Annotated in this window: 30 protein-coding genes; 9 read left to right on the top strand and 21 right to left on the bottom strand. The window is 53.2% G+C overall.

Annotated features, from left to right (window positions below):
- Positions 1 to 13: 13 nt before the first annotated feature.
- Positions 14 to 802, bottom strand: coding sequence for a DUF4013 domain-containing protein (locus ABSG49_RS05175; protein WP_424025039.1), 789 nt, complete (start codon positions 800 to 802; stop codon positions 14 to 16).
- 174 nt (positions 803 to 976) lie between these two features.
- On the opposite strand from ABSG49_RS05175, the gene ABSG49_RS05170 reads away from it, so the two are divergent.
- Together ABSG49_RS05170 and ABSG49_RS05165 are read left to right on the top strand one after the other, a co-directional pair.
- The gene (locus tag ABSG49_RS05170) at positions 977 to 1,948 is read left to right on the top strand and encodes a class I SAM-dependent methyltransferase (RefSeq protein WP_424025038.1); all 972 of its coding nucleotides are present in this window, start codon (positions 977 to 979) and stop codon (positions 1,946 to 1,948) included.
- The gene (locus tag ABSG49_RS05165; RefSeq protein ID WP_424025037.1) at positions 1,899 to 2,138 is read left to right on the top strand and encodes a GNAT family N-acetyltransferase; all 240 of its coding nucleotides are present in this window, start codon (positions 1,899 to 1,901) and stop codon (positions 2,136 to 2,138) included. The genes ABSG49_RS05170 and ABSG49_RS05165 overlap by 50 nt, the downstream gene beginning before the upstream one ends.
- A gap of 53 nt (positions 2,139 to 2,191) precedes the next feature.
- Here the strand turns inward: ABSG49_RS05165 and ABSG49_RS05160 are convergent, their stop codons facing one another.
- From ABSG49_RS05160 to ABSG49_RS05145, 4 genes are all read right to left on the bottom strand, one after another.
- Positions 2,192 to 3,379, bottom strand: a complete 1,188-nt coding sequence (locus ABSG49_RS05160) for an ABC transporter permease (RefSeq protein WP_424025036.1) — start codon at positions 3,377 to 3,379, stop codon at positions 2,192 to 2,194.
- Positions 3,376 to 4,056: an ABC transporter ATP-binding protein gene (locus tag ABSG49_RS05155; protein WP_424025035.1), complete on the bottom strand. Its 681-nt coding sequence runs from the start codon at positions 4,054 to 4,056 to the stop codon at positions 3,376 to 3,378. Before ABSG49_RS05155 ends, ABSG49_RS05160 begins: the two co-directional genes overlap by 4 nt.
- 12 nt (positions 4,057 to 4,068) lie before the next feature.
- Complete coding sequence (locus ABSG49_RS05150; protein WP_424025034.1) at positions 4,069 to 5,391, bottom strand: COG1361 family protein; 1,323 nt, start codon at positions 5,389 to 5,391, stop codon at positions 4,069 to 4,071.
- Positions 5,392 to 5,684: 293 nt separating this feature from the next.
- Positions 5,685 to 6,377 carry a hypothetical protein gene (locus tag ABSG49_RS05145; RefSeq protein ID WP_424025033.1) on the bottom strand — a complete coding sequence of 231 codons (693 nt, stop codon included), beginning with the start codon at positions 6,375 to 6,377 and terminating at the stop codon, positions 5,685 to 5,687.
- A gap of 696 nt (positions 6,378 to 7,073) precedes the next feature.
- On the opposite strand from ABSG49_RS05145, the gene ABSG49_RS05140 reads away from it, so the two are divergent.
- The gene (locus ABSG49_RS05140; RefSeq protein ID WP_424025032.1) at positions 7,074 to 7,598 is read left to right on the top strand and encodes a hypothetical protein; all 525 of its coding nucleotides are present in this window, start codon (positions 7,074 to 7,076) and stop codon (positions 7,596 to 7,598) included.
- A gap of 30 nt (positions 7,599 to 7,628) precedes the next feature.
- Positions 7,629 to 8,924, top strand: a complete 1,296-nt coding sequence (locus tag ABSG49_RS05135; RefSeq protein WP_424025031.1) for a PKD domain-containing protein — start codon at positions 7,629 to 7,631, stop codon at positions 8,922 to 8,924.
- 250 nt (positions 8,925 to 9,174) lie between these two features.
- On the opposite strand, the gene ABSG49_RS05130 is transcribed toward ABSG49_RS05135, so the two are convergent.
- Both ABSG49_RS05130 and ABSG49_RS05125 read right to left on the bottom strand, forming a co-directional pair.
- Positions 9,175 to 9,393: a helix-turn-helix transcriptional regulator gene (locus ABSG49_RS05130; RefSeq protein ID WP_424025030.1), complete on the bottom strand. Its 219-nt coding sequence runs from the start codon at positions 9,391 to 9,393 to the stop codon at positions 9,175 to 9,177.
- Positions 9,383 to 9,829, bottom strand: coding sequence for a DUF2178 domain-containing protein (locus ABSG49_RS05125; protein WP_424025029.1), 447 nt, complete (start codon positions 9,827 to 9,829; stop codon positions 9,383 to 9,385). The genes ABSG49_RS05130 and ABSG49_RS05125 overlap by 11 nt, the downstream gene beginning before the upstream one ends.
- Before the next feature lie 272 nt (positions 9,830 to 10,101).
- Here ABSG49_RS05125 and ABSG49_RS05120 point away from each other — a divergent pair, with 272 nt between their 5' ends.
- Positions 10,102 to 12,024, top strand: a complete 1,923-nt coding sequence (locus ABSG49_RS05120) for an agmatine deiminase family protein (protein WP_424025028.1) — start codon at positions 10,102 to 10,104, stop codon at positions 12,022 to 12,024.
- 86 nt (positions 12,025 to 12,110) lie between these two features.
- Here ABSG49_RS05120 and ABSG49_RS05115 read toward each other — a convergent pair whose 3' ends face one another.
- Positions 12,111 to 12,242 (bottom strand): hypothetical protein, encoded by a 132-nt coding sequence (locus ABSG49_RS05115; protein ID WP_424025027.1) that lies wholly within the window; start codon positions 12,240 to 12,242, stop codon positions 12,111 to 12,113.
- Between the two features lie 100 nt (positions 12,243 to 12,342).
- Positions 12,343 to 13,224, bottom strand: a complete 882-nt coding sequence (locus ABSG49_RS05110) for a VIT1/CCC1 transporter family protein (protein ID WP_424025026.1) — start codon at positions 13,222 to 13,224, stop codon at positions 12,343 to 12,345.
- Positions 13,225 to 13,459: 235 nt separating this feature from the next.
- Here ABSG49_RS05110 and ABSG49_RS05105 point away from each other — a divergent pair, with 235 nt between their 5' ends.
- On the top strand, positions 13,460 to 14,173 hold the full coding sequence (locus ABSG49_RS05105; protein WP_424025025.1) for a hypothetical protein: 714 nt from the start codon (positions 13,460 to 13,462) through the stop codon (positions 14,171 to 14,173).
- Between the two features lie 36 nt (positions 14,174 to 14,209).
- On the opposite strand, the gene ABSG49_RS05100 is transcribed toward ABSG49_RS05105, so the two are convergent.
- The 10 genes from ABSG49_RS05100 to ABSG49_RS05055 all read right to left on the bottom strand — a co-directional run bounded on the left by ABSG49_RS05100 (position 14,210) and on the right by ABSG49_RS05055 (position 22,593).
- On the bottom strand, positions 14,210 to 14,740 hold the full coding sequence (locus tag ABSG49_RS05100) for a hypothetical protein (protein ID WP_424025024.1): 531 nt from the start codon (positions 14,738 to 14,740) through the stop codon (positions 14,210 to 14,212).
- A 333-nt stretch (positions 14,741 to 15,073) separates the two neighbouring features.
- Positions 15,074 to 15,343 carry a hypothetical protein gene (locus ABSG49_RS05095; RefSeq protein ID WP_424025023.1) on the bottom strand — a complete coding sequence of 90 codons (270 nt, stop codon included), beginning with the start codon at positions 15,341 to 15,343 and terminating at the stop codon, positions 15,074 to 15,076.
- Between the two features lie 339 nt (positions 15,344 to 15,682).
- Positions 15,683 to 16,321 carry a flavin reductase family protein gene (locus ABSG49_RS05090; RefSeq protein ID WP_424025022.1) on the bottom strand — a complete coding sequence of 213 codons (639 nt, stop codon included), beginning with the start codon at positions 16,319 to 16,321 and terminating at the stop codon, positions 15,683 to 15,685.
- A 104-nt stretch (positions 16,322 to 16,425) separates the two neighbouring features.
- Positions 16,426 to 17,670 carry a WD40 repeat domain-containing protein gene (locus ABSG49_RS05085; protein WP_424025021.1) on the bottom strand — a complete coding sequence of 415 codons (1,245 nt, stop codon included), beginning with the start codon at positions 17,668 to 17,670 and terminating at the stop codon, positions 16,426 to 16,428.
- A gap of 78 nt (positions 17,671 to 17,748) precedes the next feature.
- Entirely contained in the window at positions 17,749 to 19,305 is a 1,557-nt protein-coding gene (locus ABSG49_RS05080) for a B12-binding domain-containing radical SAM protein (protein WP_424025020.1), read from the bottom strand.
- 79 nt (positions 19,306 to 19,384) lie between these two features.
- On the bottom strand, positions 19,385 to 19,603 hold the full coding sequence (locus tag ABSG49_RS05075) for a hypothetical protein (RefSeq protein WP_424025019.1): 219 nt from the start codon (positions 19,601 to 19,603) through the stop codon (positions 19,385 to 19,387).
- Positions 19,604 to 19,792: 189 nt separating this feature from the next.
- Positions 19,793 to 20,473 carry a hypothetical protein gene (locus ABSG49_RS05070; protein WP_424025018.1) on the bottom strand — a complete coding sequence of 227 codons (681 nt, stop codon included), beginning with the start codon at positions 20,471 to 20,473 and terminating at the stop codon, positions 19,793 to 19,795.
- A 373-nt stretch (positions 20,474 to 20,846) separates the two neighbouring features.
- On the bottom strand, positions 20,847 to 21,476 hold the full coding sequence (locus ABSG49_RS05065; RefSeq protein WP_424025017.1) for a hypothetical protein: 630 nt from the start codon (positions 21,474 to 21,476) through the stop codon (positions 20,847 to 20,849).
- Between the two features lie 188 nt (positions 21,477 to 21,664).
- Positions 21,665 to 22,378, bottom strand: a complete 714-nt coding sequence (locus ABSG49_RS05060; protein WP_424025016.1) for an SPL family radical SAM protein — start codon at positions 22,376 to 22,378, stop codon at positions 21,665 to 21,667.
- Positions 22,375 to 22,593: a hypothetical protein gene (locus ABSG49_RS05055; RefSeq protein WP_424025015.1), complete on the bottom strand. Its 219-nt coding sequence runs from the start codon at positions 22,591 to 22,593 to the stop codon at positions 22,375 to 22,377. The genes ABSG49_RS05060 and ABSG49_RS05055 overlap by 4 nt, the downstream gene beginning before the upstream one ends.
- 17 nt (positions 22,594 to 22,610) lie before the next feature.
- Between ABSG49_RS05055 and ABSG49_RS05050 the strand changes: the two genes are divergently transcribed.
- Both ABSG49_RS05050 and ABSG49_RS05045 read left to right on the top strand, forming a co-directional pair.
- Positions 22,611 to 22,757, top strand: a complete 147-nt coding sequence (locus tag ABSG49_RS05050; RefSeq protein ID WP_424025014.1) for an SDR family NAD(P)-dependent oxidoreductase — start codon at positions 22,611 to 22,613, stop codon at positions 22,755 to 22,757.
- Positions 22,747 to 23,367, top strand: coding sequence for an SDR family oxidoreductase (locus ABSG49_RS05045; protein ID WP_424025013.1), 621 nt, complete (start codon positions 22,747 to 22,749; stop codon positions 23,365 to 23,367). The genes ABSG49_RS05050 and ABSG49_RS05045 overlap by 11 nt, the downstream gene beginning before the upstream one ends.
- A gap of 86 nt (positions 23,368 to 23,453) precedes the next feature.
- Here the strand turns inward: ABSG49_RS05045 and ABSG49_RS05040 are convergent, their stop codons facing one another.
- The gene (locus tag ABSG49_RS05040; RefSeq protein WP_424025012.1) at positions 23,454 to 24,125 is read right to left on the bottom strand and encodes a lactate utilization protein; all 672 of its coding nucleotides are present in this window, start codon (positions 24,123 to 24,125) and stop codon (positions 23,454 to 23,456) included.
- Positions 24,126 to 24,197: 72 nt separating this feature from the next.
- Here ABSG49_RS05040 and ABSG49_RS05035 point away from each other — a divergent pair, with 72 nt between their 5' ends.
- Positions 24,198 to 24,389, top strand: a complete 192-nt coding sequence (locus tag ABSG49_RS05035) for a hypothetical protein (protein ID WP_424025011.1) — start codon at positions 24,198 to 24,200, stop codon at positions 24,387 to 24,389.
- 20 nt (positions 24,390 to 24,409) lie between these two features.
- Here ABSG49_RS05035 and ABSG49_RS05030 read toward each other — a convergent pair whose 3' ends face one another.
- Positions 24,410 to 24,595: a YHS domain-containing protein gene (locus ABSG49_RS05030; protein ID WP_424025010.1), complete on the bottom strand. Its 186-nt coding sequence runs from the start codon at positions 24,593 to 24,595 to the stop codon at positions 24,410 to 24,412.
- Positions 24,596 to 24,654: the final 59 nt, after the last annotated feature.

Raw genomic sequence — 24,654 nt, 5'->3', positions numbered from 1 at the left:
AGAAAAGAGAAGATTAACCGGCAGGTGCCGGGGGCACACCGGTGTCATAGACCAGCGAGAGGAAGCGTGCGCTCAGTACTGTCATAAGAGGCGATATGATCAGAACGAGGACCCAGCCGATGAACGGTACCAGCCCCAGGATCCCGGAAACAATCGCGAAAACGAGGGCGATCACCATGAGGACGATACCGGCAATAATATAGTCCCACCAGCCGATCCGACGGATCGTGGCGAGGATCTCATGATAGTTCACACCTTCCATGACACTGCCCGTCCGGGCAAACCGGATTGCACCGATTGTCCCGAGGACGACCGCCACCACCACCATAATCAGGGCGGCAAGCAGCAGGATCAGCATCAGCCCAAGAAGACCAAGTCCTGCAGGAGAGTGCCCTCCGGCAGCTGTTGCGCCGAAAAGGGAGATGCAGGCGACCAGCATGAGGATGAGTGCCGGAAGCATCCAGATCAGCCACACAACACACATTTTTATCCCGTCAAGGAACATCCCGCCCCACGCGTCGAACACCGGGGGTGTCGCACCTCCCCGGTAAATCCTGACGATATACCCGGACAGGAAGAAGGAGGCAAGGAGCATCAGGATCGCCAGTGCTGCCACCTGGTCCCAGTGAACCAGTTCCCAGTGGAAGGAGGTCTTGTCAGTCATGTTCCCGATACCAAGGGCAAAAGGAAGGAGCGCTCCCGGCAGGCCAAGAAGGGTCAGTACAAGCCAGCGTGTCCATTTCCCCGGCAGCGTATCCCGGGTGAAATTAACGGAGTTGTTGAGAATAGTTTCAAAATTCATTGTTCACCAGTAGTGCAGAAAATTTCATTTCTCAATTATAATAAATCTCTGTTATGGATCAGAAAAGGTACGTTGTATCATGCATGCCGGTACACAGGGGCTATAAAAAATTCCGGTGGCAGAAAACCAGCAGTGTTTTTGTCCCGGGAGGATCTATCGTATATTCTCTGAACGATGCTACTCAAAGACCTCCTCAGGGGTTCCATTCCGGACGATGCCCTTGAACGTTTCTCCGGCCATTTCGATGTGATCGGGAATATTGCCATCGTCTCGATACCACGTGGACTTGAGGATTATAAAAAAACCATCGCAGAAACGATTCTCGCCAGCAGGAAGAATATCTCTACCGTCCTCAACAAGGTGCACAAAGTCAGCTCGGAGGCAAGGACTGCATCCTACGAAATCCTTATCGGTGACACCACCATCACCCGGTACCGTGAGTTCGGTTTCCAGTACTGTTTCGATGTTACGAAGGTCTTTTTCAATGTCCACATGGCCCACGAGCGCATGCGGGTCACTAACCAGGTAGAACCCGGAGAGCACGTTCTTGTACCCTTCTGCGGTGTCGGGCCTTTTGCCATCCCGGCAGCGGCACGGGGAGCGCAGGTCGTTGCGATCGAACAGAATCCCAACGCGTATACCTGGCTTCAGGAGAATATTGCGCTGAATCACGTCCGGAAAAATATCACGACCATCAACGGCAATGCAAAGGATACAAGGCTGCTACCGGATACCCGGTTTGACCGGATCATCATACCAACACCCTACGGCATGGACTCCATTCTTGACGTGCTCGCCCCTTTCACGGCCAGGGACGGCATGATCCATTTTTACACCTTCAGGGCCCGTAACGAGATAACTGCACTCGTGGAGGACTATGCCGGGAAAGGATTTGATCTCACCTACCAGAACTCCTGCGGCAACGTGGCACCGGGTATAAGCCGCTGGGTATTTGATCTCATAAAAAAAGGCTTAACCGGGTACTCTTTTCTGCCGCAATGCAGGCCGAAGGGCATCATGCACCCGTCATCACAGCAGGACGGGTCCGGGAGTAGATCCCCACGGTCACGAACCCTGATCCGCTGGCATCCACCCGATGGAGGAGGTCCACAGGAGATTGGCAGAGATCGGGTACTGGCTCCCTGAGTCCTGCCGGGGCCGGAGAATCGCAACCAATGTCGTGCGCTTGCTTGTCCCTGTCGCTTCCCGGCAATTTGATATTGTCCGGCTCCAGGCAGGAATATTTTCGAACAATCCTGTTTCCATGAGGGTGCTTGAGAAATGCGGTCTATCCGTGAAGCAGTTCTCAGGAACACCGTCACGAAAAACGGCGTGACGATGGACAAAATTATGTATGTGTATAAGCGATAAAAAAAAGTTGGCTGACCGTCACTCGTTTCTCAGTGCATCGATCGGGTCCATGTTCGATGCCATCCATGCCGGGTATAATCCCGATACAACACAGACAACGACCCCGATGATCATCCCGTACGGGATGAAGATCAGGCTCTCCGTGCGGAAGAAATAGGTGGTACTGCCGATCATCGCATTGACAACGGTATACCCGATGATGAAACTCATGATCCCACCGACAATCGCTCCGATCAGGCCGAGGATGAGGGCTTCGTAGAGGAACATCCTGCGGACCTCGCCCTTTTCCGTACCGATAGAGAGGAGGATACCGATCTCCTGAATCCTTTCCTTGACTGACATCATCATCACGTTGAAGATGCTGACCGCAGCGACAACGAGCGAGATGCCGCCAATCGCCATAATAAACGTCGTAATGGTCCCGAGGGTGCTTGTAATCGTGCCGAGACGGGAACTCGCATCGCTGATACGGATCACATTGGTGTTCCGGTTGACCTTCCGGTCAATGTTGTTCTCGGTCTGGTTGATAGTACTCACGTCCTGCAGGACAACATTGACCTGGTCGTACACATCCTTGTCACCGAAATGATCGGTATACCACTGGTCCGAGACGATGATCGCATTGTCCGCATTGACGTTATCGGAAGTAATCCCCCGTGCCGTCAGGACACCCGCGACCCGGACTACCGGCCGGACGATCGATTGACAGTTCTGCCCGATCTTGATGCTGCTGCCGACACCGATATTGAAATTGCTCGCGATCGTTGCCCCGACCAGCGCATCGTTCCCTCCCTTGATATTGGTCCCCTGGTCGATGGTCATGAATTTCTGGATATCGTTCGGGTCCAGGCCATAGATCGAACCCCGGCCGTTCGTGCTGCCGATCGTAAACTGCGTGCTGGACCGGTGGATCGGTATCACTACGTTCTGCCCTGCCGATGACTTGATATCGTTGAGCTCGCTCTTGTCAATCCCGTTCTGGGCGGAACCCCCGGTAGTGCTCACCTTCACCACGTCAGAGGTAAGGATGACGGTGTTTACGTTGGACGAGAGCTGGTCCTTGACCGAGAGCTGCATGTTGGTACCGAGCATGCCCATGGATGAGATTGCTACTACACCGATGACAATCCCGATCGAGGCAAGGAGCGAGCGCAGGAAATTCAGCCGCACGCTGCGCACGGAGAGCTCAAAGAAGATGTCGCTCATGATTCCACGACCCTGCCATCTTCTAGGTTTATCGTGCTGTGTGCGTATTCAGCAATCTTCGGGTCGTGGGTCACGATGATAACCGTCTTTCCTTTCCGGTTCAGGTCACAGAGGATATCCATGATCTGGAGGCCGGTCTTCCGGTCAAGGTTACCTGTTGGTTCATCGCAGAGAAGGATCTTCGGATCGTTGACCAGCGCACGTGCAATTGCGACCCGCTGCTGCTGCCCGCCCGAGAGCTGGTTGGGCCGGTGGGCACCCATGTCATGCTCGATCCCGACGGCATGGAGCATCTCCGCGGCCCTGCCGCTCGTATCCCTCTTCTTGTACTTCAGGATGAGCGGGTACTCGACATTCTCGTAGGCCGAGAGGAGGGGGATCAGGTAGAATTTCTGGAAGATGTACCCGATGCTGTCACGACGTAAATGGGTCCGTTCGAGGTTCGACATCTTGGCCACATCCTTTCCTTCGATGAGGAGCCGCCCGGTGGTGGGAACATCCAGGATACCCAGCTGGTTCATTATCGTGGACTTCCCGGAACCGGACGGGCCCATGATCGCGACGAAATCATTTTCCCCGATTTCGAGCGAGACGTGGTCGAGTGCGGTAAAGTCACCGCTCTCCAGGTGGTAGATCTTCGACACGTCCACGAGCTGTATCAGGGGAGGAGTACCCATGGAACTGCTCCGTTACTGTTTCCTGAATTTTGCCTTGATCCATTTCCTCTTCATCCAGAGGATGATTGCGATGATGAGGATGCCCGCCCCAGCAATGAGGGGATAGAATGCACTCAGGCCGCCGCCACGGCTGCCGCCGAAACTGAAGAGACCGCCGCCGCCTCCCGGACCTCCTGCGCCGGCCCTGGAGGATGCACTGCTGGTTGTCGTACTGCCGGTCCCGCTGGAACTTCCCCCGGAACTGCCAGACCGCGAACTGCCGCTCCCGGATCCTGACAATGACTGGAGGTCAAGGGTCTTTGTTGTCGTGAATGTGTTCCCTACAGAATCCTTCCACTGGATGATAACCGGGACTGCCGAAAGATCGCTCGCCGTAAAGGTAAGGGTGAAACTCGAGAAGTCATTGGAGGCGAGGGCCCCGATAGCATAACTCGAATACGGCTCAACGGCATGAGCGGGTGCACCGACACTCAGGATCATGCCGGTTGCATCGGTAACGCCCGCATTCGTCACATCGCCGGTCATCGTATAGGACCCGCTGCTGCTGACCAGGGCAACGTTATTAATGACCGGAACTGCCGCAGACTTGTCCTCACCGATATTCAGCGGCAGGACTACACTCGTTGCATGTTCGTTATCACCATTACGGAAACTGACATTGAAGGTCACATCAGACTGCTGGTGCGGCGTTATATCGAACGGGACTTCCACCGAATCACCGGCAGCGATGGATCCTACATACTTCTCTGACGGAGCTATTTCACTGCCATTGCCGGATGCCACGATTAAAACATCCGTAATGTCACCTTCCCGTGGGTTGACAACGCTCACATTCACGGTATCCTTTTTAGAGATGGAAAACGTGTCAGGTTTTTTGGAGATACTGGACCGGACATCGGTCGAATCGACCTTGAGAGTCAGCGTGGAATGAACGGCATTTTCTTCACCGTAAATATCGGGAGACACCGTGAAAAGCGGGTAATAGGTTCCATCAGTGGCGTCAACAGATACCATAAAAGAATATGATACTGTGGCACCGGGACCGATGACAGTCTTGGTGTTGAATGTATCCTTATTCAGAACATAGACCTTGGGATCCAAAAGGGTTGGCATGGCCACTGGGACAGATGCATTCGCTGCATTGGTTACATCGACGGTAATTGTCCCGGTCTCATACGGATAAAAAACACTGGGATTGAGTTCATAGCCGGAAACATAAACAAGCCGAGCGGCATCCAGCGGGTTGGTTGCAGCAACGGTATTTATCGCTGCACCAGCGGGCGCAATACATATGAGCACAAATAAGATGCCCAGAATAATCCATAGTCTCTTCATAGATTCTCCTTCTTTAATGTATGAGGTTGTGTGGCGTTTGACGTCTGGTATGATGGTACCAAGCCGCTTTGCACTCTCAAATTGTAATGTATATTTTACATTTTGTTAATTAAATACTTTTTCTTCAGGTACGTTGAGGGAAGTGGCAATTCTGCCAATGTTCATTCCTTCCGGCTTGAACGCGCGTGCGAATGAATAATAATACTCAGGTTCCGGCATGTTAATATTTCCTGAAATCGCAAATAAAAAAGATTTTTGGTAATTACCAGGGAGGGTATCTGAAAAGTTTCGCCTTATGAGGAGGCTTTTGCTCTTCCACCATGGCCCTGAGCAGTGCGGGTGTGAGATGCAAAGTACGCTTCAAACCAGGACTTCACTGCGGCTGTATCGCCATTCTGGAATACTGCCTTGAGTGCACTGGTATCCACACCCTGCTTATCAAGCCGGTCCAGGACCTTCTGCTGGACCGTTGTATTGGTATAATCGGGAACTTTCCCAAACGATCCCTTCGCACCTCCCGGCGCTGCCGGGCGGTGTGCTTCCATCCAGGATTTCATGTCTGTCATATTACCTGACTGGAATGCTGCTGCAAGTCCGGTTGTATCAACTCCCTGTTTCGCATACCGGGCCAGGACCTCCTGCTGGACCGTTGTATTGGTATAATCGGGAACTTTCCCAAACGATCCCTTCGCACCTCCCAGAGCTGCCGGGCGGTGTGCTTCCATCCAGGATTTCACGTCTGTCATATTACCTGACTGGAATGCTGCTGCAAGTCCGGTTGTATCAACTCCCTGTTTCGCATACCGGGCCAGGACCTCCTGCTGGACAGTTGTATTAATCAGATCAAATGCTGGGTGCACGATGCCCTTTCCATGAGTGCTGGTGTGGGTGGCCTGCGTAATATCTGCCGCACTGGCATAGCCGATGCAGAGTGCAATAACGCAGAACACGGCAAGAGCACCGTAATACATTCTGGGCGTTTTCATATTGGCGTTCTCCTGTAAGTTGTTGGTATGGTGGCATGCACGAGGTTCCGTGCCTGTCATGTAAAGTATATTTAACATTTTGTAATATAAACTTTTTGTTTTTTCCAGTTCAGGTTACCCATTTCAAAGAATGCTGGATATTCCCGCGAGCTTCCTGCATTGACAATTCCCAATTTTTTTACGAGGTATATCAGAACAACCGCATAGGCAGTTAATAATACCTATAATTTTAGACTCCCCGAAAAAAGGATCACTCTCCATACGTTCACTCCATCCTTCCATTATTGATCACGTTATGCTGCCATCGCATGTACACACAACGTGACATTCTCACCCTGCTGTCAACATATTTAATTCAAGAAAAACACCAAAAAAATCAAACATGGTTAAGCCGTACTTCTTCTCCCTGACATTACAAAACATATCCGGAAGTCCAGCGAAACCACGGCCATCGCTCGCCAGGCACCGGTGAATACTCCCCTAGGGTTCAGGCCTCAACACGCATGCATCTGCCGACAGGTATTTTGGTTCCATCGAACATTTTACAAATTGTACCGTGTATTGTATCAAGGGAAATGTTTATATTACAAAATGTAATATATACTTTACAAAGAAGCGATCCTGAAAGACCGGGCTGCCGGGAAAATCCGGAAGCCTTGTATCCGGACCGGTTCCCCTTAGTGAATGTGATGAACCATGAAGATCCAGAAACCAGAGTATCTTAAAAAATGTAGCTGCATTGGCATCCTTGCATCGATATTTCTTGTCATGAGCCTTGTTGTGGCAGGGTGTGTCCAAAACTCTACCGGCAATTCCGATCAGCCGGCAGCCGTTTCGACCCCGGCAAGTGGATCCGGAAACAGCGCACCCGCTGAGGGTGCCGGCTCCGTGGCACCAGCAGGTACTGTCCAGCAGGGTACCGGTATTTCACCGTCAGGAACATATTCGAACAGTCAGCACGCCGGCGGAAATTTCCTGACAAACGAAACCCGCCTTGCGGCGGCAGCACAGACTCTCGGGGTATCAGAAAGCGATCTTAAAAATGCCCTGACCCCTCCAGCCCAGGGACGGGTCAACCTCACGACCGCAGCAGAACAGCTCGGTGTTACGCAGGATCAGCTGACGGGAGCACTCGGGATGCATGCCGGTGGACCGGGGAATGGTACCTGGCAGCGGGGTGGCTATAATGCCACGAACGGCAGGAATCCAACCGGGCAGTGAGACACAGGTATATCCTTGGAGGCGGAGGGTATGAACACCGACACCTTTTTTTTGGTTTTCTGCCTTACTATCGTGATCCTCGGCATCGTCATTGCACCTGCCGCCGCGGATAATACAACAGTGACAGCTGCACCAAACGCTACAGCAACACCGACTGGTACAGTTACACCAACCGCCACGGCAACAACGGCAGTCACTGCGACCACTGCCGCAACCACGACCGTGACCACGGTTGCAACAACATCGCCAACAACAGTCCCGACTACCGCAGTGGCGGCCGTGGCCCCGGTTGCCGCTTTTTCAGCGAGCCCGGCATCGGGCACCGCACCTCTTATCGTGCAGTTTACCGATGCATCCACCAACACACCGACCGGATGGATCTGGTCGTTTGGCGATGGGATGGGCAACTCCACGTTACAGAACCCTTCATACACCTACGCGAATGCCGGGACATATACAGTGACCCTCACGGCGATAAATTCAGCGGGGAGTAGTGTTACAACCAATTCGATCACGGTAAGCAGCGCCGCAGCAACGGTTACAGCAACGACCGTCCCGGTACCTGCCTTTTACGGTACCCCGACATCCGGAACTGTGCCCCTGACCGTGCAGTTCACGGACACATCTACCGGGTCCCCGGCAAACTGGACCTGGGATTTCGGGGATGGCAATACCAGCACCCTGGAAGATCCCAGTTATACGTACGTAAGTAACGGAACATACGACGTCCAACTGATAGCAACGAACGCGGCCGGCAGCAACGTAACAACCCAGACCGGATACATCGTTGTCGGGGATACGGTACCGGTCACAGGTTTTTCCGCGAGTCCTACCACCGGAACGGCCCCGCTGATCGTCGGGTTCACTGATACTTCGAGCGGTACCCCTACATCCTGGACCTGGGATTTCGGGGACGGAACAACAGGTTCGGATGAGAACCCCTCCCATACCTACAGCAGTGAGGGCACGTACAGCGTCTCCCTTATCGCCTCAAATACTGCAGGCAGCAATACCTCCGTACAATCGGATTACATCAAGGTCTCCGCGGCAACAGACGTCACAACAACCGTGACAACCGAAGTCACGTCTACTGATAGTGATACACCGGCTCCAGTCAGCACGTATGTAGTACCGGTCCCGGCGCAACAGGTTTCAGTAAGCAGTCCTGCTTCCAGTGGGAAATCTGCTACAAGCACCGACGCCTGGCTGACAGAGGAGAACCAGAAGATGGCAGCAATGGATGCTGAAACCACGGCTACCCCTCAGCAGACCGATATTGTATCATCGATCGTTGGTTTTTTCGAATCGCTATTTTCGTGGATATAATCCCCTAATTTTCTAAACTTTGGCAGCTCACTTGAATACCGGAAACGGCGGGAAACGGGAGGATTTATCCGGCACACCGCATCTTTTCTGGTCGCCAAAAATCACCGAATCGTGTTTCTCATTCACGCGATCTCAGGGACCAGTCTGTTTTTTTGGGAGGATCGGTATAAGAAATCCATCTGTTTACCCGGGGCCGGTGGGGGATGACAGCAGAAAAGTGCCCGGGGTTTTTCCCTTGCGGGAAAAACGCTTAATCCCTATCGATCGTCATGGGCTCTTCATCATACGTGAACACTTCTTCGATGTTCACGTGGAAGTGACGCGAGATCCTGAATGCCAGATCAAGGGAAGGTACATATTTTCCCTTCTCGATGGCGAGGATCGTCTGTCGCGTGACGCCGATTGCCTCTGCGAGATCCTCCTGCGTGAGATCATGCATGGCCCTGAAAACCTTGATCTTATTCTTCATCGGTCTCCCAGTCCCCATATTTTCGGGCGTAATATATCCTGAACCCGACATACAGGAAGATCATCAGGCAGAGAAGGCCGAGCTGGAAATACCCCATCATCCGCGGGGAGATGAGCCCCGGGGGGCGTCCCAGGAAACGTTCCCGGGAAAATTCCGGCAGATACAGGAGATCCATAACGGCCCCGATCGAAACCGCGCAGAATGCGACCCAGAAGACCTGGAACGTCCGCAGCATCGCCTGTTCGGTGATCTTCGCACTGCGTTCATCCTCAATGAGGTCGGTAACCTTTTTCCGGGCATAATAGGTGATCACGATCCCGATAATAAAAGCGAGCTCGATGAAAAGGGGATTGTGGATCTCAACGGAATACCAGAAAATTGTGAGCAACGCAACGGCAATGCACCCGATAAAAAGATAAAACGTGTTCTTTTTCATACGTTCCCTTTGTTATTGAAATTTAACATTAAGTATTATAAATGTGACTGCCATTCGATTGGTTTACCTGGGATCTCCAGGAATTCCGGTTACGGAAAATCTCACATCAGATTTTCCGGGAGGTCTTTTTGTTTGACAACAGGCAGATAAAAGGGAGATCGAACCTGATGGTAAGGGAGGCAAGACAGGTCCCTGCAACCATCAGCAGGAAAATAGGCAATATATGGATATCCTGATATCCCATAAAGAAAAATCCGTATACCACAAGGTGTATGAAACTGGGAGACGTAACGGTCGGGCTCATCCAGATTGCGATGGCCTCCGACACGGATAAAAATATCGAAAATGCCCGTCGGAAGGTTGTGGAGGCGGCACGGGCAGGTGCAAAGATCATCTGCCTCCCGGAACTCTACTCTACGCGTTACTTCCCGCAGCATCCCGGTACAGATGTATCGTCGTTTGCCGAGACCATCCCGGGGCGATCCACCGGCATTTTCTCTGCGATCGCCCGCGAACACCAGGTCGTCATCATCGTCCCGGTCTTCGAGAAAACCGCTGACGGCAGGTTCTGCAACGCAGCCGTGGTCATCGATGCGGATGGAAGTGTCTCCGAGCCGTACCGGAAAGTCCATATTCCTCAGGACCCTAGCTTCTTCGAAAAAGGCTATTTCTATCCCGGCAACACGTACCGGGTTTTTCCCACACGCTTCGGGCGGATCGCCGTCCTCATCTGTTTTGACCAGTGGTTCCCGGAAGCAGCCCGGTGTGTTGCGCTGGAAGGAGCAGACATCATCTTCTATCCAACGGCTATCGGGCACCCCGGGCCCCGTGAGCCAACGGAAGGCAACTGGCAGGATGCATGGGAACTGATCCAGCGGAGCCATGCCGTGGCAAACAGTGTCCATATCGTGGCAGTGAACCGGGTCGGGATTGAAGGGAGGATACAGTTCTTCGGGGGTTCATTTGTCGCGGATGCCTTCGGAAAGGTCATAGCCCGGGCGGGGGATGGGGAAGAGACCCTGATCGTCCCGGTCGATCCTGCAATGAATGCGGAGGTGCAGAATTCATGGGGATTCTTCCGCAACCGGCGCCCGGAGACGTATCAGCGGATCGTGGTGCCGTTCCCGGGCACAGATGGGGCATCCCCGGCCTTGCGTAACGGTGATACTCCCCGCAACCGGGGGTTCCACATGCCGGCTGAATGGGAGCCGCATGAGGCGGTCTGGATCTCGTGGCCCCACAACGCCCGGACATTCCCGGATATCCCCGGTGTGGAACAGGCCTGCTACGAATTCATTAAACATACCCACACATCGGAGCGGGTCGAAGTGTTTGTGCCGACGGCGGTGATCTACCGGAAAGTGAGAGGCACGCTTCGGGATATGGGTATCGACCTTGAACGGGTGACGCTTCACACAAACGACTATTCCGATATCTGGATCCGTGACTACGGCCCGACATTTGTTGTCAACCGTGCCCTTAAGAAAATCGCGATGGTGCGCTGGAACTTCAATGCCTGGGGCGGCAAATACGACGACCAGGTGCAGGACGGGAAGATCCCGCTGATGATGAACCGGAGGCTCAACCTGCCGCTCTTCGAACCCGGGATCGTTCTGGAAGGCGGATCGATTGACACGAATGGCCGGGGGACCGTTCTGACGACCCGGGCCTGCCTCCTTAACGCCAACCGCAACCCCACCCTCTCCGCAGATGAGATCGAAGACCGACTCCGGGAGTACCTGGGAGTCGAGAACGTGATCTGGCTCAACGAGGGGATCGTCGGCGATGACACGGACGGGCATGTCGATGATATTGCCCGGTTCGTTGGCCCGTCAACCGTGGTATGTGCGTACGAGGATGATATCTCAGATGCAAATTATCCTACCCTTCACGACAATTACGAGATTCTCCGCCAGTCGAGCGACCAGGACGGCAGGCCCCTTACCGTCGTTAAACTGCCAATGCCGGGAAAAGTCGAAGATGCTGATCAGCGCTATCCTGCGAGTTATACGAATTTCTATATCGGGAATAAGGTCGTGATTGTCCCGGTCTTCAAGGACCCTCACGACACCGTGGCACTGCAGATTCTCCAGGATCAGTTCCCAGACCGCAATATCATCGGGATCAATGCGCACGCCATGATCGAGGGTTTTGGCACATTCCATTGTGCAACCCAGCAGCAGCCCGGCTTATAAAAAAGAGAAGTTCACCCGAATAACCACCCGAACCCGTACACAACCTGGACTTCTTCACCGGGAAAAACCGCATGCCGCGAATCTCTTCAGATCACGCGAATCACAACAAGGGTGATATCATCCGACTGCGGGGCAGTGCCGCAGAACTGCCGGATATCCTCAAGAAGTCCTGAAATGATTTCCTGTACAGCGTGGAAGCCAGGCGGTGCGGCATTCATCGCCAAAGCGTTGCCGATGCCCGGTAATAGTATTTGTTATAGTATGCAGGGGCAGCGGGCAGGACCGGCCCCGTAAAAAGGGTAATTGCCCTTCCCCGCTTCAGACACTGACATTGAGGAAAACCCGTATCGCAAGACCGATGACAAAGGAGATCGCGGCGATCCCAAAACTGATGGCGAGCATCTCCACAAAACGCGAACGGAAGGGGAGATCCTTTGCCACCGAGATGTAATACGTGAAAAAGAAGATCACGGCGACTGCACCAAGCAGCGTAAACACAAGGGCATAATAGGGGCTCGGGAGAAGGAGATACGGGGAGACGAGCAGGACGACGACGATCATATAGGCAAAACCGGTGTAGAATGCAGCCCGGATGGGATCAGGTGCCGTGGGCTCGGATTTCTGGGAGAGATATTCAGAAGATCCCATCGAAAGGGCCGCTGCAACACCGGTGATCAGGGCCGCAACCGCGATGATCCGGGAGTTCTGGAGGGCGAAGGTAAGCCCGGCCAGCATACCGGTAAATTCGACGATGGCGTCGTTGAGTCCCAGCACAACAGAGCCCATGTACCGCAGCCGTTCCTCATCGATCAGGGCGATGAGTTCCCGTTCGTGCTCGTCCTCCCGGGCAAGTATTGCCGGAATCTCCGGGATTGCAGCGATGAGCAACGGATCCGGCGCCTGTGCCCGCCGTTCCACGCCCTCCATCATCTTGAGGGTAAACGTAATGCCGAGCAGCCGGGCGGCAAGGTAATAAAACAAGAGTCTGAGGTTATCCGGCGCCACATCCCTCCGGGTATACTGTTTCCAGGTACGGTAGTGTTCCAACTCCTCTGTTCCGATCCGTTCCAGAGCGCTCCGGTTATGGGGATCCTGGGTTACGGAAGCGAGTCTTGTATAGATATGGTGCTCCGTGATCTCGGCCCTCTGCGATGAGAGCATGACCTTCATAATGTGCGGATCAACCGATACCTGCGCCATAGAATTGCTCCGTTCCCGAAAAGATCACGTGTTTCATGATGGTTCTGAGATCTGCCGGGATGTTTTTAAGGATTGGGTTCCGGCATTGCAGGAACCTGCGGTGCCCGAAAAGGGATTTCTCCGTCAGCTGCCGGAGAGCCGGATACAGATAACCCCCATCCGCCCCAGCCGGAGGATTCAGGCAAGAAACGTAAATCGTTACCTTTATTGATTCACTGGTCTTTTTAAAATCTGGATGAGTTTTCAGCAGGACCTTTTCCGTATCAGCCTCCTTACGCTCGGCATACTGTTCATCGTGCCGTATGCGTCGGCATGGACATTTTCAGGCTGGTCCGGTCCCGCCAGCACGGCAGCGCTCAGTCCCGGTGACCCCGTGAGTGCCGGTTATACGGTCAGTTTCGATTCGTTTGATACCGGTTCTACGTTCCCATCGGACGACTCGCTGGTCATGTATACCGACCTCTCGGACCCGCTATGGGTCGTGACCGAGACCGAGACGATGAGTGACGCACCGGTCACGACCGAACTGGCCTCCCGTCAGGCTGCACAGCTGAGGCTTGACGGGTGGAGTCTCAGTTTCTCCCGGAAACAGTTCTCTATCACCGTCAAACTCACCGGCACGGTTCCCCTGCTGAACCAGTCACAGCAGATCACGCTCCTCCGGCTGCAGGAGATGGATCCGAATGCGAAGCTGGTGTCGGGGACCCAGACAAAGAGGATGGGCCAGGTCTCTGTCCCGACAAACGAGCCAACCCCGCAGCCTGTAGTAATACCGGTGGATACCATCCTCGTGATCACGCCCGAACCTACGATTGAACCTACGACTGAACCCACAACCGTTGCACCGACCCGGAAGCAGACCTACTCCCCGGGGCCGGACCCCCTGGTGGTCTGTGGGATGCTGGCCGGGCTGGTCATGGTCGCGGGTTGTGCACGACGCAGAAGATAACATTCTTTTTATAGACCTTTTTCACAGAACCATGGATTACTCCGCTAGTGACAGGGCACGACAGACCTTCAGCAGGACAACACGAAAATGGACTGCATAACCAGAATGGGTATCCATCCCCGGTTTACAAAAAAGGATTGAAGGACCGGATCGACTGGAGTGGCCGGGGCCTGATGAAAGAAAGATATTTACATCCGGAAGGAGTTGTGCAACAATCCGGGAGAATCTGTAGGGGTTGGACAATAAAAGAAAATTTTCACTCATTTTTGAAAGAATACATGAGAATTTTGTCAGGATAGAAAAAGATAAGTTTATATAGAGAATTGGATGAATAGAGATATATCCAGAATAAGGGAGCGTGAGCGTGAGAAGAACGTGGATAAAATTGCTTTCTGAACTTGCGACGCAGGTATGGTCGCCTGATAACAGACAACTTCCGGGGATTTGTTCCTGTCGTCGTGGAATGGTTGTATAGATGCCGCGCAGATCAAAAACAACACGGGTGAATTGAGTGAAAAAGAGATCTTTCGTTATTATCGGACTCGTTCTAGCCTGCATCATCAGCATTTCAATACCGGTGGAAACGGCAGTGAAATATGTTCAGGAACGGGAAAATAATACCACTCCAAGGGAAGAAAAACCATATTCCGAAAAATTATCTTCAGAACCAGACGGCAACTAGACTCATACCCAGCAACAAGCCGGCCTGGCATTGTTTTCTTTTTACCGTTACGCGGACGAGCTGAGTGTCCGGGCATTGATTGAACTTTTTATCGGGCTCAACGGTTGATATATCAGTGTGCCCTGCCTGCGGAAGGCCAACGGGCCATGCATGTCTCAGGATAGCAAAACGTTCTGGCAGGACGTGCCCGATCCTCCACAGGTCCGGGTTTTGGATTGTCACCACCGGTACTTCCGCCGCTTCTTCTCCTTCTCTTCGAAAGGAACGATAAAGTAGCTGTGGATGCAGCGGTCGTCATCCAGCTCGATCTCCAGATAGAGTTCCATGAAGACGTGCTCGAACGCCACTGCCACTTGGTCGGCCCCGAGCTCGACAAATCCCAGCGCGTGCAGATCCTTCTCCAGCTTGGATACCGGTGTCCTCCGATGGCTGGTAACGAGTCGTTCAACCAGACGTTTCATCCGTAACTGCCAGCCTTTATTTACCATGTCTGTGCTCCTTCATGCGATTATGCTCTTGTGAGGAGGGGTTATGGATACTTGATGGTGATTAACGTATGGAAGGGGGCAGGGGATCGGCTCGTTAGTCATACTACATTTCATCAGGCTGCGATACCCTACGCAAAAAACAGCTGGACGGTAAACCCTCCCGAAGAGATGAGACACGAGGAGTTCCTCAGAACTCCGAAGCGGCCGGGCAACTCCGGAGGGGTGGGCAGAATCGCTCTTTTTTCACGGGTGTAACCAAGGACCGGTGCCCCTTCCTGACGCGGGGAGAGTCATCGGGAAGATAAAAAGATCAGGTTTTTCACGGGAAAGTCCCGCTCCTCACTTTTTCTTGTATTCCTTGCCAGCCGAGAACGCCTTCGCAGCCTGCTTCCCGACATGCCAGTATGTGGCCTCTGCGTACACGATCGGGTCGCTCTTCGCCATATCCGGCTTCCCGTCAAAGACACACGTCTTGTCGGCATGGATCTCCACGACCTCCCCGATATACAGCAGATGGCTCCCGCAGTCCACGGACTTGAACAGTTTACACTCGATGTTTACCGGGCACTCCACTACAAGGGGGGCGGTCTTCAGCTTGCCGTAGAAGGACGTGAATACCTTTGACTTGTCCTCATGAGCACCGGAGACGAGCCCGCAGTGATCAGTCTCGACAACGTACTTCGCGGAGGGGATGTTCAAGCTGAAGGTCATGTTCTCTTCGATCCCCTTCACGGTGTACCGCGCCTTGTTGAGCGCAACACAGACCATCGGCGGCGCCATGCAGGCGACCGTGGCCCATGCAGCGGTCATGTAGTTCGGTTTCCCCTTCACGTTTGCGCCCACGAGCACGGTGGGCATGACACTCATGTACGGCATCGGGCCGAGCGTGATCTTTTCCATAGTGTTTTTCTCCGGGATGATGTTTGCGAGGGTGGTGTTTAAGGATATCTGCGAGGGCACGGGGATGTGGCTTTCCATGAATCTCTCTCATCCGGACGGCAACACCGGGGATAACAGCCGGAACATGATCGTGCGTTACCATATATTCCTGCATCACCGGCACAAAAACTGCAGGGGCCGCATTATTTTTTTCGTACCAGGATCATGAGCGCCAGGGATAAAAGGGTAAGAACCCACGGGAATCCTGATCGAGAGGTTATCCCGGTTACCGGGGCAGATGCATTTCCGGACAACGGGGATACGGTATCCGCCCCGGGAGGTGTGGTGACGGGGGTCGCATTGTTGTATGCTGTCCCGGTTGAGACATTCCCGGAACCTTCCGGCGTTGATGCCCCGACCGGCAGGGTAAACTGCGACCGGGAAAAACCATACACGTTTGAAAGGTCGACTGCCACAATCAGGGAACCGTTCCCGCTCACGGCAACCGAACGGGATTTGATCGGGCTTTGTGTTGTATAGGCCCCAAGTAACGTGCCCTGCCGGTCGAATACGTTGATCTGGTTGTCGATGCTTCCTGTTGCAATGGTGGAACCGTTGTCCGATACACCCACACTCGTTATCCAGGCTCCGGCTTTCCCGGTAAAGAGAAGGTTCCCATCCCGGTCAAGGACAAGGACCGTGGTATCGTCGCGCCCTGCAACAATCGTCAATCCGTCCGTGGAGTACGCAAGGGAGATGATATTTCCCCCGGGAAATGACCGATCCCAGAGAAGGGTGCCGCTGCCATGATACATCCGGATGTGGTTGCCGTTGGGGATCACGATGCCGGTGCCGTCACCGGATATCTCAACGATACCGGGACTGATGGTGTCGTCATACCAGTTCGGGACGTAACTTTCGTTGAAGCTTCGTAATGCCTTTGCCGTGGTAACGATGATCTGGTCTTTTGCCGGGGAGATTTTTATGTCATGCACCGTTTCGGTCACGTTCCTCCCGAGGCCGGAACCTGAATTGTACCATGACTGTATGGTATTTCCTCCGCCGGCAACGATCAACGTGGCATCGGGCGTCATGGAGATTGCGGTTACGGTGCCTCCCGGGGACTGGTCCCACAGCTTGGTCCCGTCCCGTGAGAAGAGCCGGACGGTCTGGCCCTGGGTCGTGAGAATATAGCTGCCGTCCCCGCTCAGCTCAAGCAAGGTCCCCGACCATCCCGACCAGAGTTTCTTTCCCTCCGGGGTGAGGACGATCAGCTGGTCGCCTCCGGCGACAATGGTCGATCCGTCGTGCGATATGGCAACCGTGGATAATTCCACTCCCGGGGATGCCGGGACGATCCAGAGGGGATTGACCGCCTGCCCTGCCGGTATCATGAGGCAGAAGAAGACGAGGATTCCCAGGAGCCGGGCAGGTGGGCAGGTATGCATTCCAATCAATGAAACCAACGGTCAGGATCGGTAAAGAACCATCGCATAGTACGCCAGACCTATCTCAACCTGCCACTATCAGCCCGGCAACGGTACCGCGGCAGATTCCAGTTCGTTCGTGAGTGATTCCTGGTGCGACAACTCCCAATCCTTCAGGACATCGAGCAGCCACCATGACTGGAGAATCTCCTCGTAGGTTTTGGTCTCCATGAAGTCGATGACCTTGTCAAGGGTCTCGATGGCCGAGGCATTGCATCTTCTCGTCAGATCCCGTACCGTGTTCTCGTACGCCGACACATCGTAGTCAGGGAAAAACTTTTTGAGGATCTTGATCTCAAAATGGGCGTGATCGAGCCGTTTCCCGAGTCCGTCCCAGTCGAATATCAGGTTATGGAAGCTCTGGGAAACAACCACCTCCAGAAGGTTGAGCCGGGCATCGAGGTATTCGTAGTCCGGGGACGCGATGTTTCCCTGCAGTCTTCCGGCTTCCATGAGCTGCTTTTCAATCGAAGTTCCGACGTACGGGAACATTTTGGTAAACCGGATGCCGGTACGGCTGTTCCGTCCGAGAAATTCAAGCATCCGGGTGTTCTCCCTTACCGTCATGAACGTGCTGTAGGGATCGAAGAGCATGAACCCATACTCATAATCCATGCCAATCTCATCCAGCGTGCGGATCGCACGGTAGATATCATCTACATGGTACTTCTTATTCGCCGTTGTGAGGCCCTCCTCGCTCCCAGATTCTATCCCAAGGTAAACCGTCTGGAGACCCACGTCCCGGAGGGACCTGAGAAGTCCGGCATTCACATCATCAATCCGACACGAGATACGCCAGAGGATATCCCGGGAAAATGTTCTCGTCCCCAGTTCCCGGGCAAAATCGTCAATCCATGTCTTCTGCTGATTTGTTTGTGTGCCGAGATCGTCATCCTTGAAATTGAAGATACGGACGCCGCGGGAGTACAGCTGCGCCATCTCCTCAACAACGTTCCGGGGAGACCGGGTCCGTCGTTTCGGGCCCGGTGCATCGTGATAAAACGAGTGGATACTGCAGAAACTACAGTTGTAAAAACACCCCCGGCTTGCGAGGATAGAGCAAACACTGATACCATGGATGGATTTAAACGATCCCGATCTGACCGGAAACGGCAACAGATCGAGATCTGCAATGAGCGGCCGCGGCTGCGAAAGCCGGACAGCGCCTTCTTCCCGGTACGCCAGCCCCGGAATCAGGTGCCATCGATCGGGACGATCCACATTCCGGTACAGTTCCCAAAGTGTCTCTTCTCCTTCGTGGCGCACGACCGTATCCAGTTCCGGAATCCGTTCCAGGATCGCGGCATATTCGATGGTCGGAAAATGACCTCCCACCGTAAAATGCGCGGTTACGCCGTTCTGCCTGAGGTAGGTCATCAGACCGGCAAAACTGAAGAACATCCTCTGGAAGATCAGGGAAAACCCGACAATTTTTGGTTGTTCCTTAAGGATCTCCTCCAGGATTTTTTCTTTTCCGGTCCGCTGGCAGGGCAGGATGCGCACGGGAATCCCTTTCGATAAAAGAAAAGCGGCGATTGACCGGATCCCCAGGTTTTCTTCATCTTCATACCCGACGAGGATGATTTCAGCGCCCATTGTTACCTGAAAGGGTATTTGTCATTTCACACGCACGAAAATAGGAACGCTCCCTTCCTTTCGCGTGACAGAAGCGTGGTTACCTTCTTGCAATCATCGTCTTTACATTCGCGAGCATCTTCCTCTCAGTGGCGAGGTCATTCAGCTCGCCTTGCCTGAGAGCTACCTGCCTGTCTATGGCAGAGATCTTGAGATCGATCTGCTGCGCGGCGATAACCCTGAGGTCATCCTCCTTGAGTATACTACGGAAATCCGGAGCGGGATCGGTGAACCATCCGGGATTATAATGTAGTGACATCTGTTCCACCTCTGAGAACTGTCCGGCATTGCCGAACAAATCTGTACTTTTACATTTAAATATATAATATTTTCTACGTTATAAGTAATATTATTGAATATAAACCAAAAGATGTACGGGAAAAGACCTCTCCCACGGGATGATTGCACCGGGATATAGTGAGTGCCTTAAAAATGCCCGGAAAAAAGTCTACGACGCGGAGCTCTTGTTTCCGCGTTCGTTCCGGATCTGCTGCCGGTCGGTGTGGATATCCGCATTATTCTGCCTGACTTCCTGCCAGGAAGCGTTGTTCGTCTGCCGGAGCTGGATGTCGGTCGCCCTGGTCTCGCGGATGGTTGCCCGGTCCTGCTGCGATGCGTTCCGCTCGTCTTTTATCTCCTGATGGGTGAGGGTGATCTCCTCGCGGTTATCCTTTATGTCGCCCCTGCTCGCGTTGATCTCTGCACGGTAGGCGCTCGCGTTGCCGGGGTCCTGGTGCATATCCACGCGGTCTGTATGGATGTCCTGGCGTAGTCCGTTGTCTGCGGTCCGGTTCGCGAGATCGAGTGCCTGATCGGTCCTGACCTGCTGCCGGTTGCCGAGGATGTTCCCGAAGATGTTGAAGTTATCCCACCAGTTCTGGTGTATGTCCTGCCGGTTGTCCTGGATGCCTTCGGTCAGATTCGTGTTCGCCGCCCGGTCTGCATGGATGTCCTGCCGGAGCCCGAAGATTCCGGCGAGCGACCCGAGCGGATCGAAGCCCGTGGTGGTCGCGGGGGCGATGGTGTTTGTCGGCGTTACTGTTGCCTGTGCATCGTCAGCCGCAGCGATTGCGGGTATGGCAACCGCCAGCATGACTACGAGGCATAGGGAAATCAGGAAATTTTTCATTCTCATTCTTGTTTCAGTCCTGCACTTCATCTGTTTGTCCGGGACCCGTTTTATGGTTCCCATCGTGCAAACCAGCATTGGAAGGGGATGCTCATATATTGCCAGAATGGCTGGGTTCCCCCGTTTAGCCGGGTGCGGAGATGCGTTGAACCGGAAGGTTAGCTGTGAGGGAAGGGATCGGGGGTGGCATCGCACCTGACATCAACGGTCTGAACCTCATTTTAAAATTTCAAGCTGACCCTACCTGAAATTTTTTCTTCAGATCCTGCTTGAAAACTTTTCATCGCGATCACCATCGCGATTGAAGTGTTGATCCGGATCAACCGGACCTTTTTTTAAATAATACACGGTTGACGGTGAAATCTGTAAAAAATTATTTCTGTTTCAGAACAAGAAATGCTGCACCCATGATCGCAATAATGCCTTCTTCGATTCCGGTTGGAGATTTTTGAGTGGGTGTGTCTATAGGTAGTGGAGTGAATGTCTTTTTTGTTGTAGGTTTTGTTGGGGTGGACACTGTTGTAACCGGCGTTGCAGACATGTCAACATGTGCAGTTGAGACGACCGTATTATTAGAATCTACTTCCTGAATCTTCAAAAAATTCTGGCTTGGTGAGGGATTCATGGGAATATTTCCCGTTAATGTCACCTTTAACTGCACTTTCTCTGTCGATGGATAGGAAAAATACCATCCAGGAAATATCAATGACCCGCCATTTTTTTGTGTGAGGTTGGTTTCCACACCATTGAGAACCAAAACCGGTACCCAATGTGCGTCAACAAGATTTGTACTCATGTGCAATTCGCTGGCTGAAGGAAATGTCTCTGTGCCTTCTGATGAAAAGACAATTACTGAATTGACAGTCATTGGTGTCCCGGCAGCCTGATATCCCAGTGGATTAATGTTCATTGATGAGACGGTAAATGCAGCAACGTGGGGCGTTATACATGCAAAAAGCAAAAAAGTTGCAAGTAAAAATCTGAGTCTGTGAAATTGTTTCATGTTTAATTCTGATTTATTCATTTACTATTAACATATCGAAAGGGTTTGGAGTGGTGAATTGACATGAGAAGATGAGCGTATATCAAAACGGTCGTGCCGTCAAAGGGGGATTGACAACGGCCCTGCGCCAGCCGGGAACAAAATTTCCATAAGCATATACCCACCGAACACATGGACCTGGATGGTTTTCATAGAGAGGCAAGTTCCTGCCTCACCCGCTTAAAGAAATCATCCTCGAGCTTATCATCCAGCCCGTATTTCCGGTACACCCAGTCGGCATAGTGATAGTTCATGCGGTCAATCAGCACATAGTCAATCTTTCCTTTCAGGAGTTCTGCAAGCCCTTCTGCTCCCGGGAGCACCGGGGCGATCATGGCATACGTCCTGATACCGGCTTTGTGCAGTTCATCGAGGGCCTTTATCCTGTCGTTTATCGGGGGTGCCTGGGGTTCGAATAATTTCCTGATATTGTCGTCCGCCGTAGTTATTGAAAAACCGACCTCAAAATCCCAGGCATCTTTCATAATGTCGATGTCACGCAGCACTAAGGGAGAACGTGTCTGAATGATAACGGGCCAGTTATTCTGAACCAGGATTTCCAGGCATTGCCGGGTCAGTTTGTATTTTGCCTCAAGTGGCTGGTATGGGTCGCACACGCCGCTCACCCAGACTCTTCCCCGCTTCTTCTTCTTTATTTCCCCCCGGAGTAAATCTGCGGCGTTGACTTTGACATCGACGAATTCGCCCCAGGGTTCCTTATGCCCGGTTACCCTTTTCATAAAGCGTGCATAGCAGTACGAGCACCCGTGCTGGCAACCGGTGTAGGGATTGATAACGTAGGGATAGACCTTCGATTTGGATAGAATGCTTTTTGCCTGGATTTCCTTTACCAGCAGCGTCATTTCACGTCCTTTTTTCCCTCAGATAATCGTATGCCAGCGAAAAGGCCGACCACAGGTTTTTTATAAGCCGCTATCCCTCCCAAAACTTTTAAATCTCTTTTGCGGCCCAGATTGCTCGTATTTTCCCAATCGTCTTTTGTAAAGAAAAAGATGATCCTGTCCTGCCGGTTATCAGCAAGCATATCCTTATTTTCTTTCGCCAGCCAGTATTCCAAAACCGGGGTGTGTACCCATGGGAAAACTGGACAACAAAGTTGCTATTGTCACCGGTGCGAGCTCCGGGATGGGGAAGGAGATCGCCCGGCTCTTCGCAGAGGAAGGCGCGTCCGTTGTCGCGATTGCACGGCGGAAAGAGAAGCTCCCGGGGCGTGATCGATGAGATCATCGCGAAGGGAGGCACGGCCATCGCCGTCTCCGGCGACGTCTCCAGGGAGGAGGACATCCGGAACGCGGTAAAGGCAGCCGTGGAGAAGTACGGCAGGTTCGACATCGTTGTCAATAATGTAGGCCTGATGGACAAGATGGCCCCGGTCGGCGGCCTGGATGATGAGACCTGGAACCAGATCATCGACATCAACCTGACCGGTCCGATGCGCCTCTTCCGGGCCGCGATCCCCATATTTCTCAAACAGGGCAAGGGAGTCTTCGTCACGACCGCCTCGATCGGCGGCCTGTTCGGGTGCCGCGCCGGGACCACGTATACGGCCTCGAAGCACGGTGTGATCGGCCTGGCGAAGAACGTCGACATGTACGCGAAGAAGGGCATCCGGTCCAACATCATCGCCCCGGGCGGTGTAATGACCGATATCACCAAGGGGATCCAGATGCACCCGGAAGGCGCTGTCCTCTGCGGGGCGGGCCTGGTCACCAACCCGCGGATGGGGGAACCATCGGAGATCGCCCGGGTTGCCCTCTTCCTGGCCTCGGACGATTCCAGCTTCGTGAACGCGGCGACCATTGTTGCCGACTCCGGCTGGAGTGCGTACTGAGACGCACCCGGCAAACAACAAAAAAAGGGGTTGGGGTTCCCGGTACCGGTCCCCCCGGTATCCGAAACTCCCCGATTAATCTTTTTTTAATACCCCAGTGCTTCCTTAACGAGAATCAGGGTTACCCGCCCCTCACTCTTCTCATGGGCAAGGATGACGCATTTCCCGATCACGCTGGAGGTCCCGTATGCCTTCGTTGCCCGAGCATTTTCCAGCTGGTATGCATAATTGTGGATCCGGTCCAGTGCATCATGAAGGGTGGGGACGATCTTGTTTGTGCCCACCACGAGGATGAGGTGCCCTGCGGCAAACGGCCATGCACCCACGCGGCTCCCGCCTGCATCGCAGCCAACGATCTCCCCGGTACCGGCGACGGCATTTGCGCCGGAGATGAAGTAATCGGCGGCAACGGATTTCCTCCGGAGTTCTGCCCGTTTTCCGGCATCGTTCTCCGCGGTTATTTTCTTATGGACAGGATTCCATCCCGACTGACCGGTTGCAATAAACTCCTCGTACCCTATCTCGATGAGCGTGGTCGAGGAGCCGTTCATCACCTCAGCACCGGGCGGGATGATCTTTTTTATGACGGACAAGGCTTCTGCGCCATTCTCAGCAACGATGACCTTGATACCCCGTTTCTCAATTTCCTGTATGGTTCTTTCCACAACTTCCGGAGCCGGGAGGATATTCCATTTTTTGGGATCCACTCCCGCTTCAGCGATGAGATTTACTGCACTGTATTGCGTGGTTTTTGCCATAAATATCCGGATGCAGTTTTTACATCCTTTTCATAAAAAATGTCGCTTTGTCAGAGAATTTGAACCTAAGGAATGTCGCTCAAATGTAAGAGAAGGGAGATCAAGCCGGCAGCATTACCCGGCATATCGGGTAATACTGCCAGGGGATCCGCGACGCTGAAATATACCTTCCTCGCGCTGGACGCACTCGCCATGATTGAACGTATGAACGCAGATTCGTCGCGCCGGAGGGATACCGTCAGGTCCCTGCGGTGCCGCGACTGATGCAGGGTGTTAATGCTCGATCAACACGACGCACCACCCGGCTCGATGCTGATATCCGTGTTGAGGCGCGTATACTTCTTTGGATTTTCGAGAAACTGCTTTTTGCAGTAATTGGTGCAGAAATAATACTCCTTGCCCTTGTACGTTGTCCTGAATTGTGCCGTATCCTCATCGACGATTGCAAAACAGACCGGATCCGTCGCCATGCTAAACACACCCATCCCTGATAAACGATACTTCCTGTGTCCTCGTTAAAAAAGGTTTT

Source organism: Methanoregula sp. (genome assembly GCF_049510175.1).
In the GTDB taxonomy this organism is placed as follows: Archaea; Halobacteriota; Methanomicrobia; order Methanomicrobiales; family Methanospirillaceae; genus Methanoregula.
The sequence above is the reverse complement of the archived record's forward strand: the minus strand, read 5'-3'. Positions and strand labels throughout refer to the sequence as shown.

Bases quoted from the DNA above. Each gene is read 5' to 3' on its own strand.
- ABSG49_RS05120 (WP_424025028.1), top strand. From the start codon at position 10,102: ATGAAACTGGGAGACGTAACGGTCGGGCTCATCCAGATTGCGATGGCC.
- ABSG49_RS05150 (WP_424025034.1), bottom strand. From the start codon at position 5,391: ATGAAGAGACTATGGATTATTCTGGGCATCTTATTTGTGCTCATATGT.
- ABSG49_RS05035 (WP_424025011.1), top strand. From the start codon at position 24,198: ATGTCGCTCAAATGTAAGAGAAGGGAGATCAAGCCGGCAGCATTACCC.
- ABSG49_RS05095 (WP_424025023.1), bottom strand. From the start codon at position 15,343: ATGGTAAATAAAGGCTGGCAGTTACGGATGAAACGTCTGGTTGAACGA.
- ABSG49_RS05100 (WP_424025024.1), bottom strand. From the start codon at position 14,740: ATGCTGATGATGCAGGCTAGAACGAGTCCGATAATAACGAAAGATCTC.
- ABSG49_RS05050 (WP_424025014.1), top strand. From the start codon at position 22,611: ATGGGAAAACTGGACAACAAAGTTGCTATTGTCACCGGTGCGAGCTCC.
- ABSG49_RS05175 (WP_424025039.1), bottom strand. From the start codon at position 802: ATGAATTTTGAAACTATTCTCAACAACTCCGTTAATTTCACCCGGGAT.
- ABSG49_RS05170 (WP_424025038.1), top strand. From the start codon at position 977: ATGCTACTCAAAGACCTCCTCAGGGGTTCCATTCCGGACGATGCCCTT.
- ABSG49_RS05065 (WP_424025017.1), bottom strand. From the start codon at position 21,476: ATGAAACAATTTCACAGACTCAGATTTTTACTTGCAACTTTTTTGCTT.
- ABSG49_RS05060 (WP_424025016.1), bottom strand. From the start codon at position 22,378: ATGACGCTGCTGGTAAAGGAAATCCAGGCAAAAAGCATTCTATCCAAA.
- ABSG49_RS05105 (WP_424025025.1), top strand. From the start codon at position 13,460: ATGAGTTTTCAGCAGGACCTTTTCCGTATCAGCCTCCTTACGCTCGGC.
- ABSG49_RS05115 (WP_424025027.1), bottom strand. From the start codon at position 12,242: ATGAATGCCGCACCGCCTGGCTTCCACGCTGTACAGGAAATCATTTCA.
- ABSG49_RS05165 (WP_424025037.1), top strand. From the start codon at position 1,899: ATGGAGGAGGTCCACAGGAGATTGGCAGAGATCGGGTACTGGCTCCCT.
- ABSG49_RS05070 (WP_424025018.1), bottom strand. From the start codon at position 20,473: ATGAAAAATTTCCTGATTTCCCTATGCCTCGTAGTCATGCTGGCGGTT.
- ABSG49_RS05075 (WP_424025019.1), bottom strand. From the start codon at position 19,603: ATGTCACTACATTATAATCCCGGATGGTTCACCGATCCCGCTCCGGAT.
- ABSG49_RS05090 (WP_424025022.1), bottom strand. From the start codon at position 16,321: ATGGAAAGCCACATCCCCGTGCCCTCGCAGATATCCTTAAACACCACC.
- ABSG49_RS05160 (WP_424025036.1), bottom strand. From the start codon at position 3,379: ATGAGCGACATCTTCTTTGAGCTCTCCGTGCGCAGCGTGCGGCTGAAT.
- ABSG49_RS05030 (WP_424025010.1), bottom strand. From the start codon at position 24,595: ATGGCGACGGATCCGGTCTGTTTTGCAATCGTCGATGAGGATACGGCA.
- ABSG49_RS05080 (WP_424025020.1), bottom strand. From the start codon at position 19,305: ATGGGCGCTGAAATCATCCTCGTCGGGTATGAAGATGAAGAAAACCTG.
- ABSG49_RS05130 (WP_424025030.1), bottom strand. From the start codon at position 9,393: ATGAAGAATAAGATCAAGGTTTTCAGGGCCATGCATGATCTCACGCAG.
- ABSG49_RS05125 (WP_424025029.1), bottom strand. From the start codon at position 9,829: ATGAAAAAGAACACGTTTTATCTTTTTATCGGGTGCATTGCCGTTGCG.
- ABSG49_RS05110 (WP_424025026.1), bottom strand. From the start codon at position 13,224: ATGGCGCAGGTATCGGTTGATCCGCACATTATGAAGGTCATGCTCTCA.
- ABSG49_RS05155 (WP_424025035.1), bottom strand. From the start codon at position 4,056: ATGGGTACTCCTCCCCTGATACAGCTCGTGGACGTGTCGAAGATCTAC.
- ABSG49_RS05140 (WP_424025032.1), top strand. From the start codon at position 7,074: ATGAAGATCCAGAAACCAGAGTATCTTAAAAAATGTAGCTGCATTGGC.
- ABSG49_RS05085 (WP_424025021.1), bottom strand. From the start codon at position 17,670: ATGCATACCTGCCCACCTGCCCGGCTCCTGGGAATCCTCGTCTTCTTC.
- ABSG49_RS05135 (WP_424025031.1), top strand. From the start codon at position 7,629: ATGAACACCGACACCTTTTTTTTGGTTTTCTGCCTTACTATCGTGATC.
- ABSG49_RS05040 (WP_424025012.1), bottom strand. From the start codon at position 24,125: ATGGCAAAAACCACGCAATACAGTGCAGTAAATCTCATCGCTGAAGCG.
- ABSG49_RS05145 (WP_424025033.1), bottom strand. From the start codon at position 6,377: ATGAAAACGCCCAGAATGTATTACGGTGCTCTTGCCGTGTTCTGCGTT.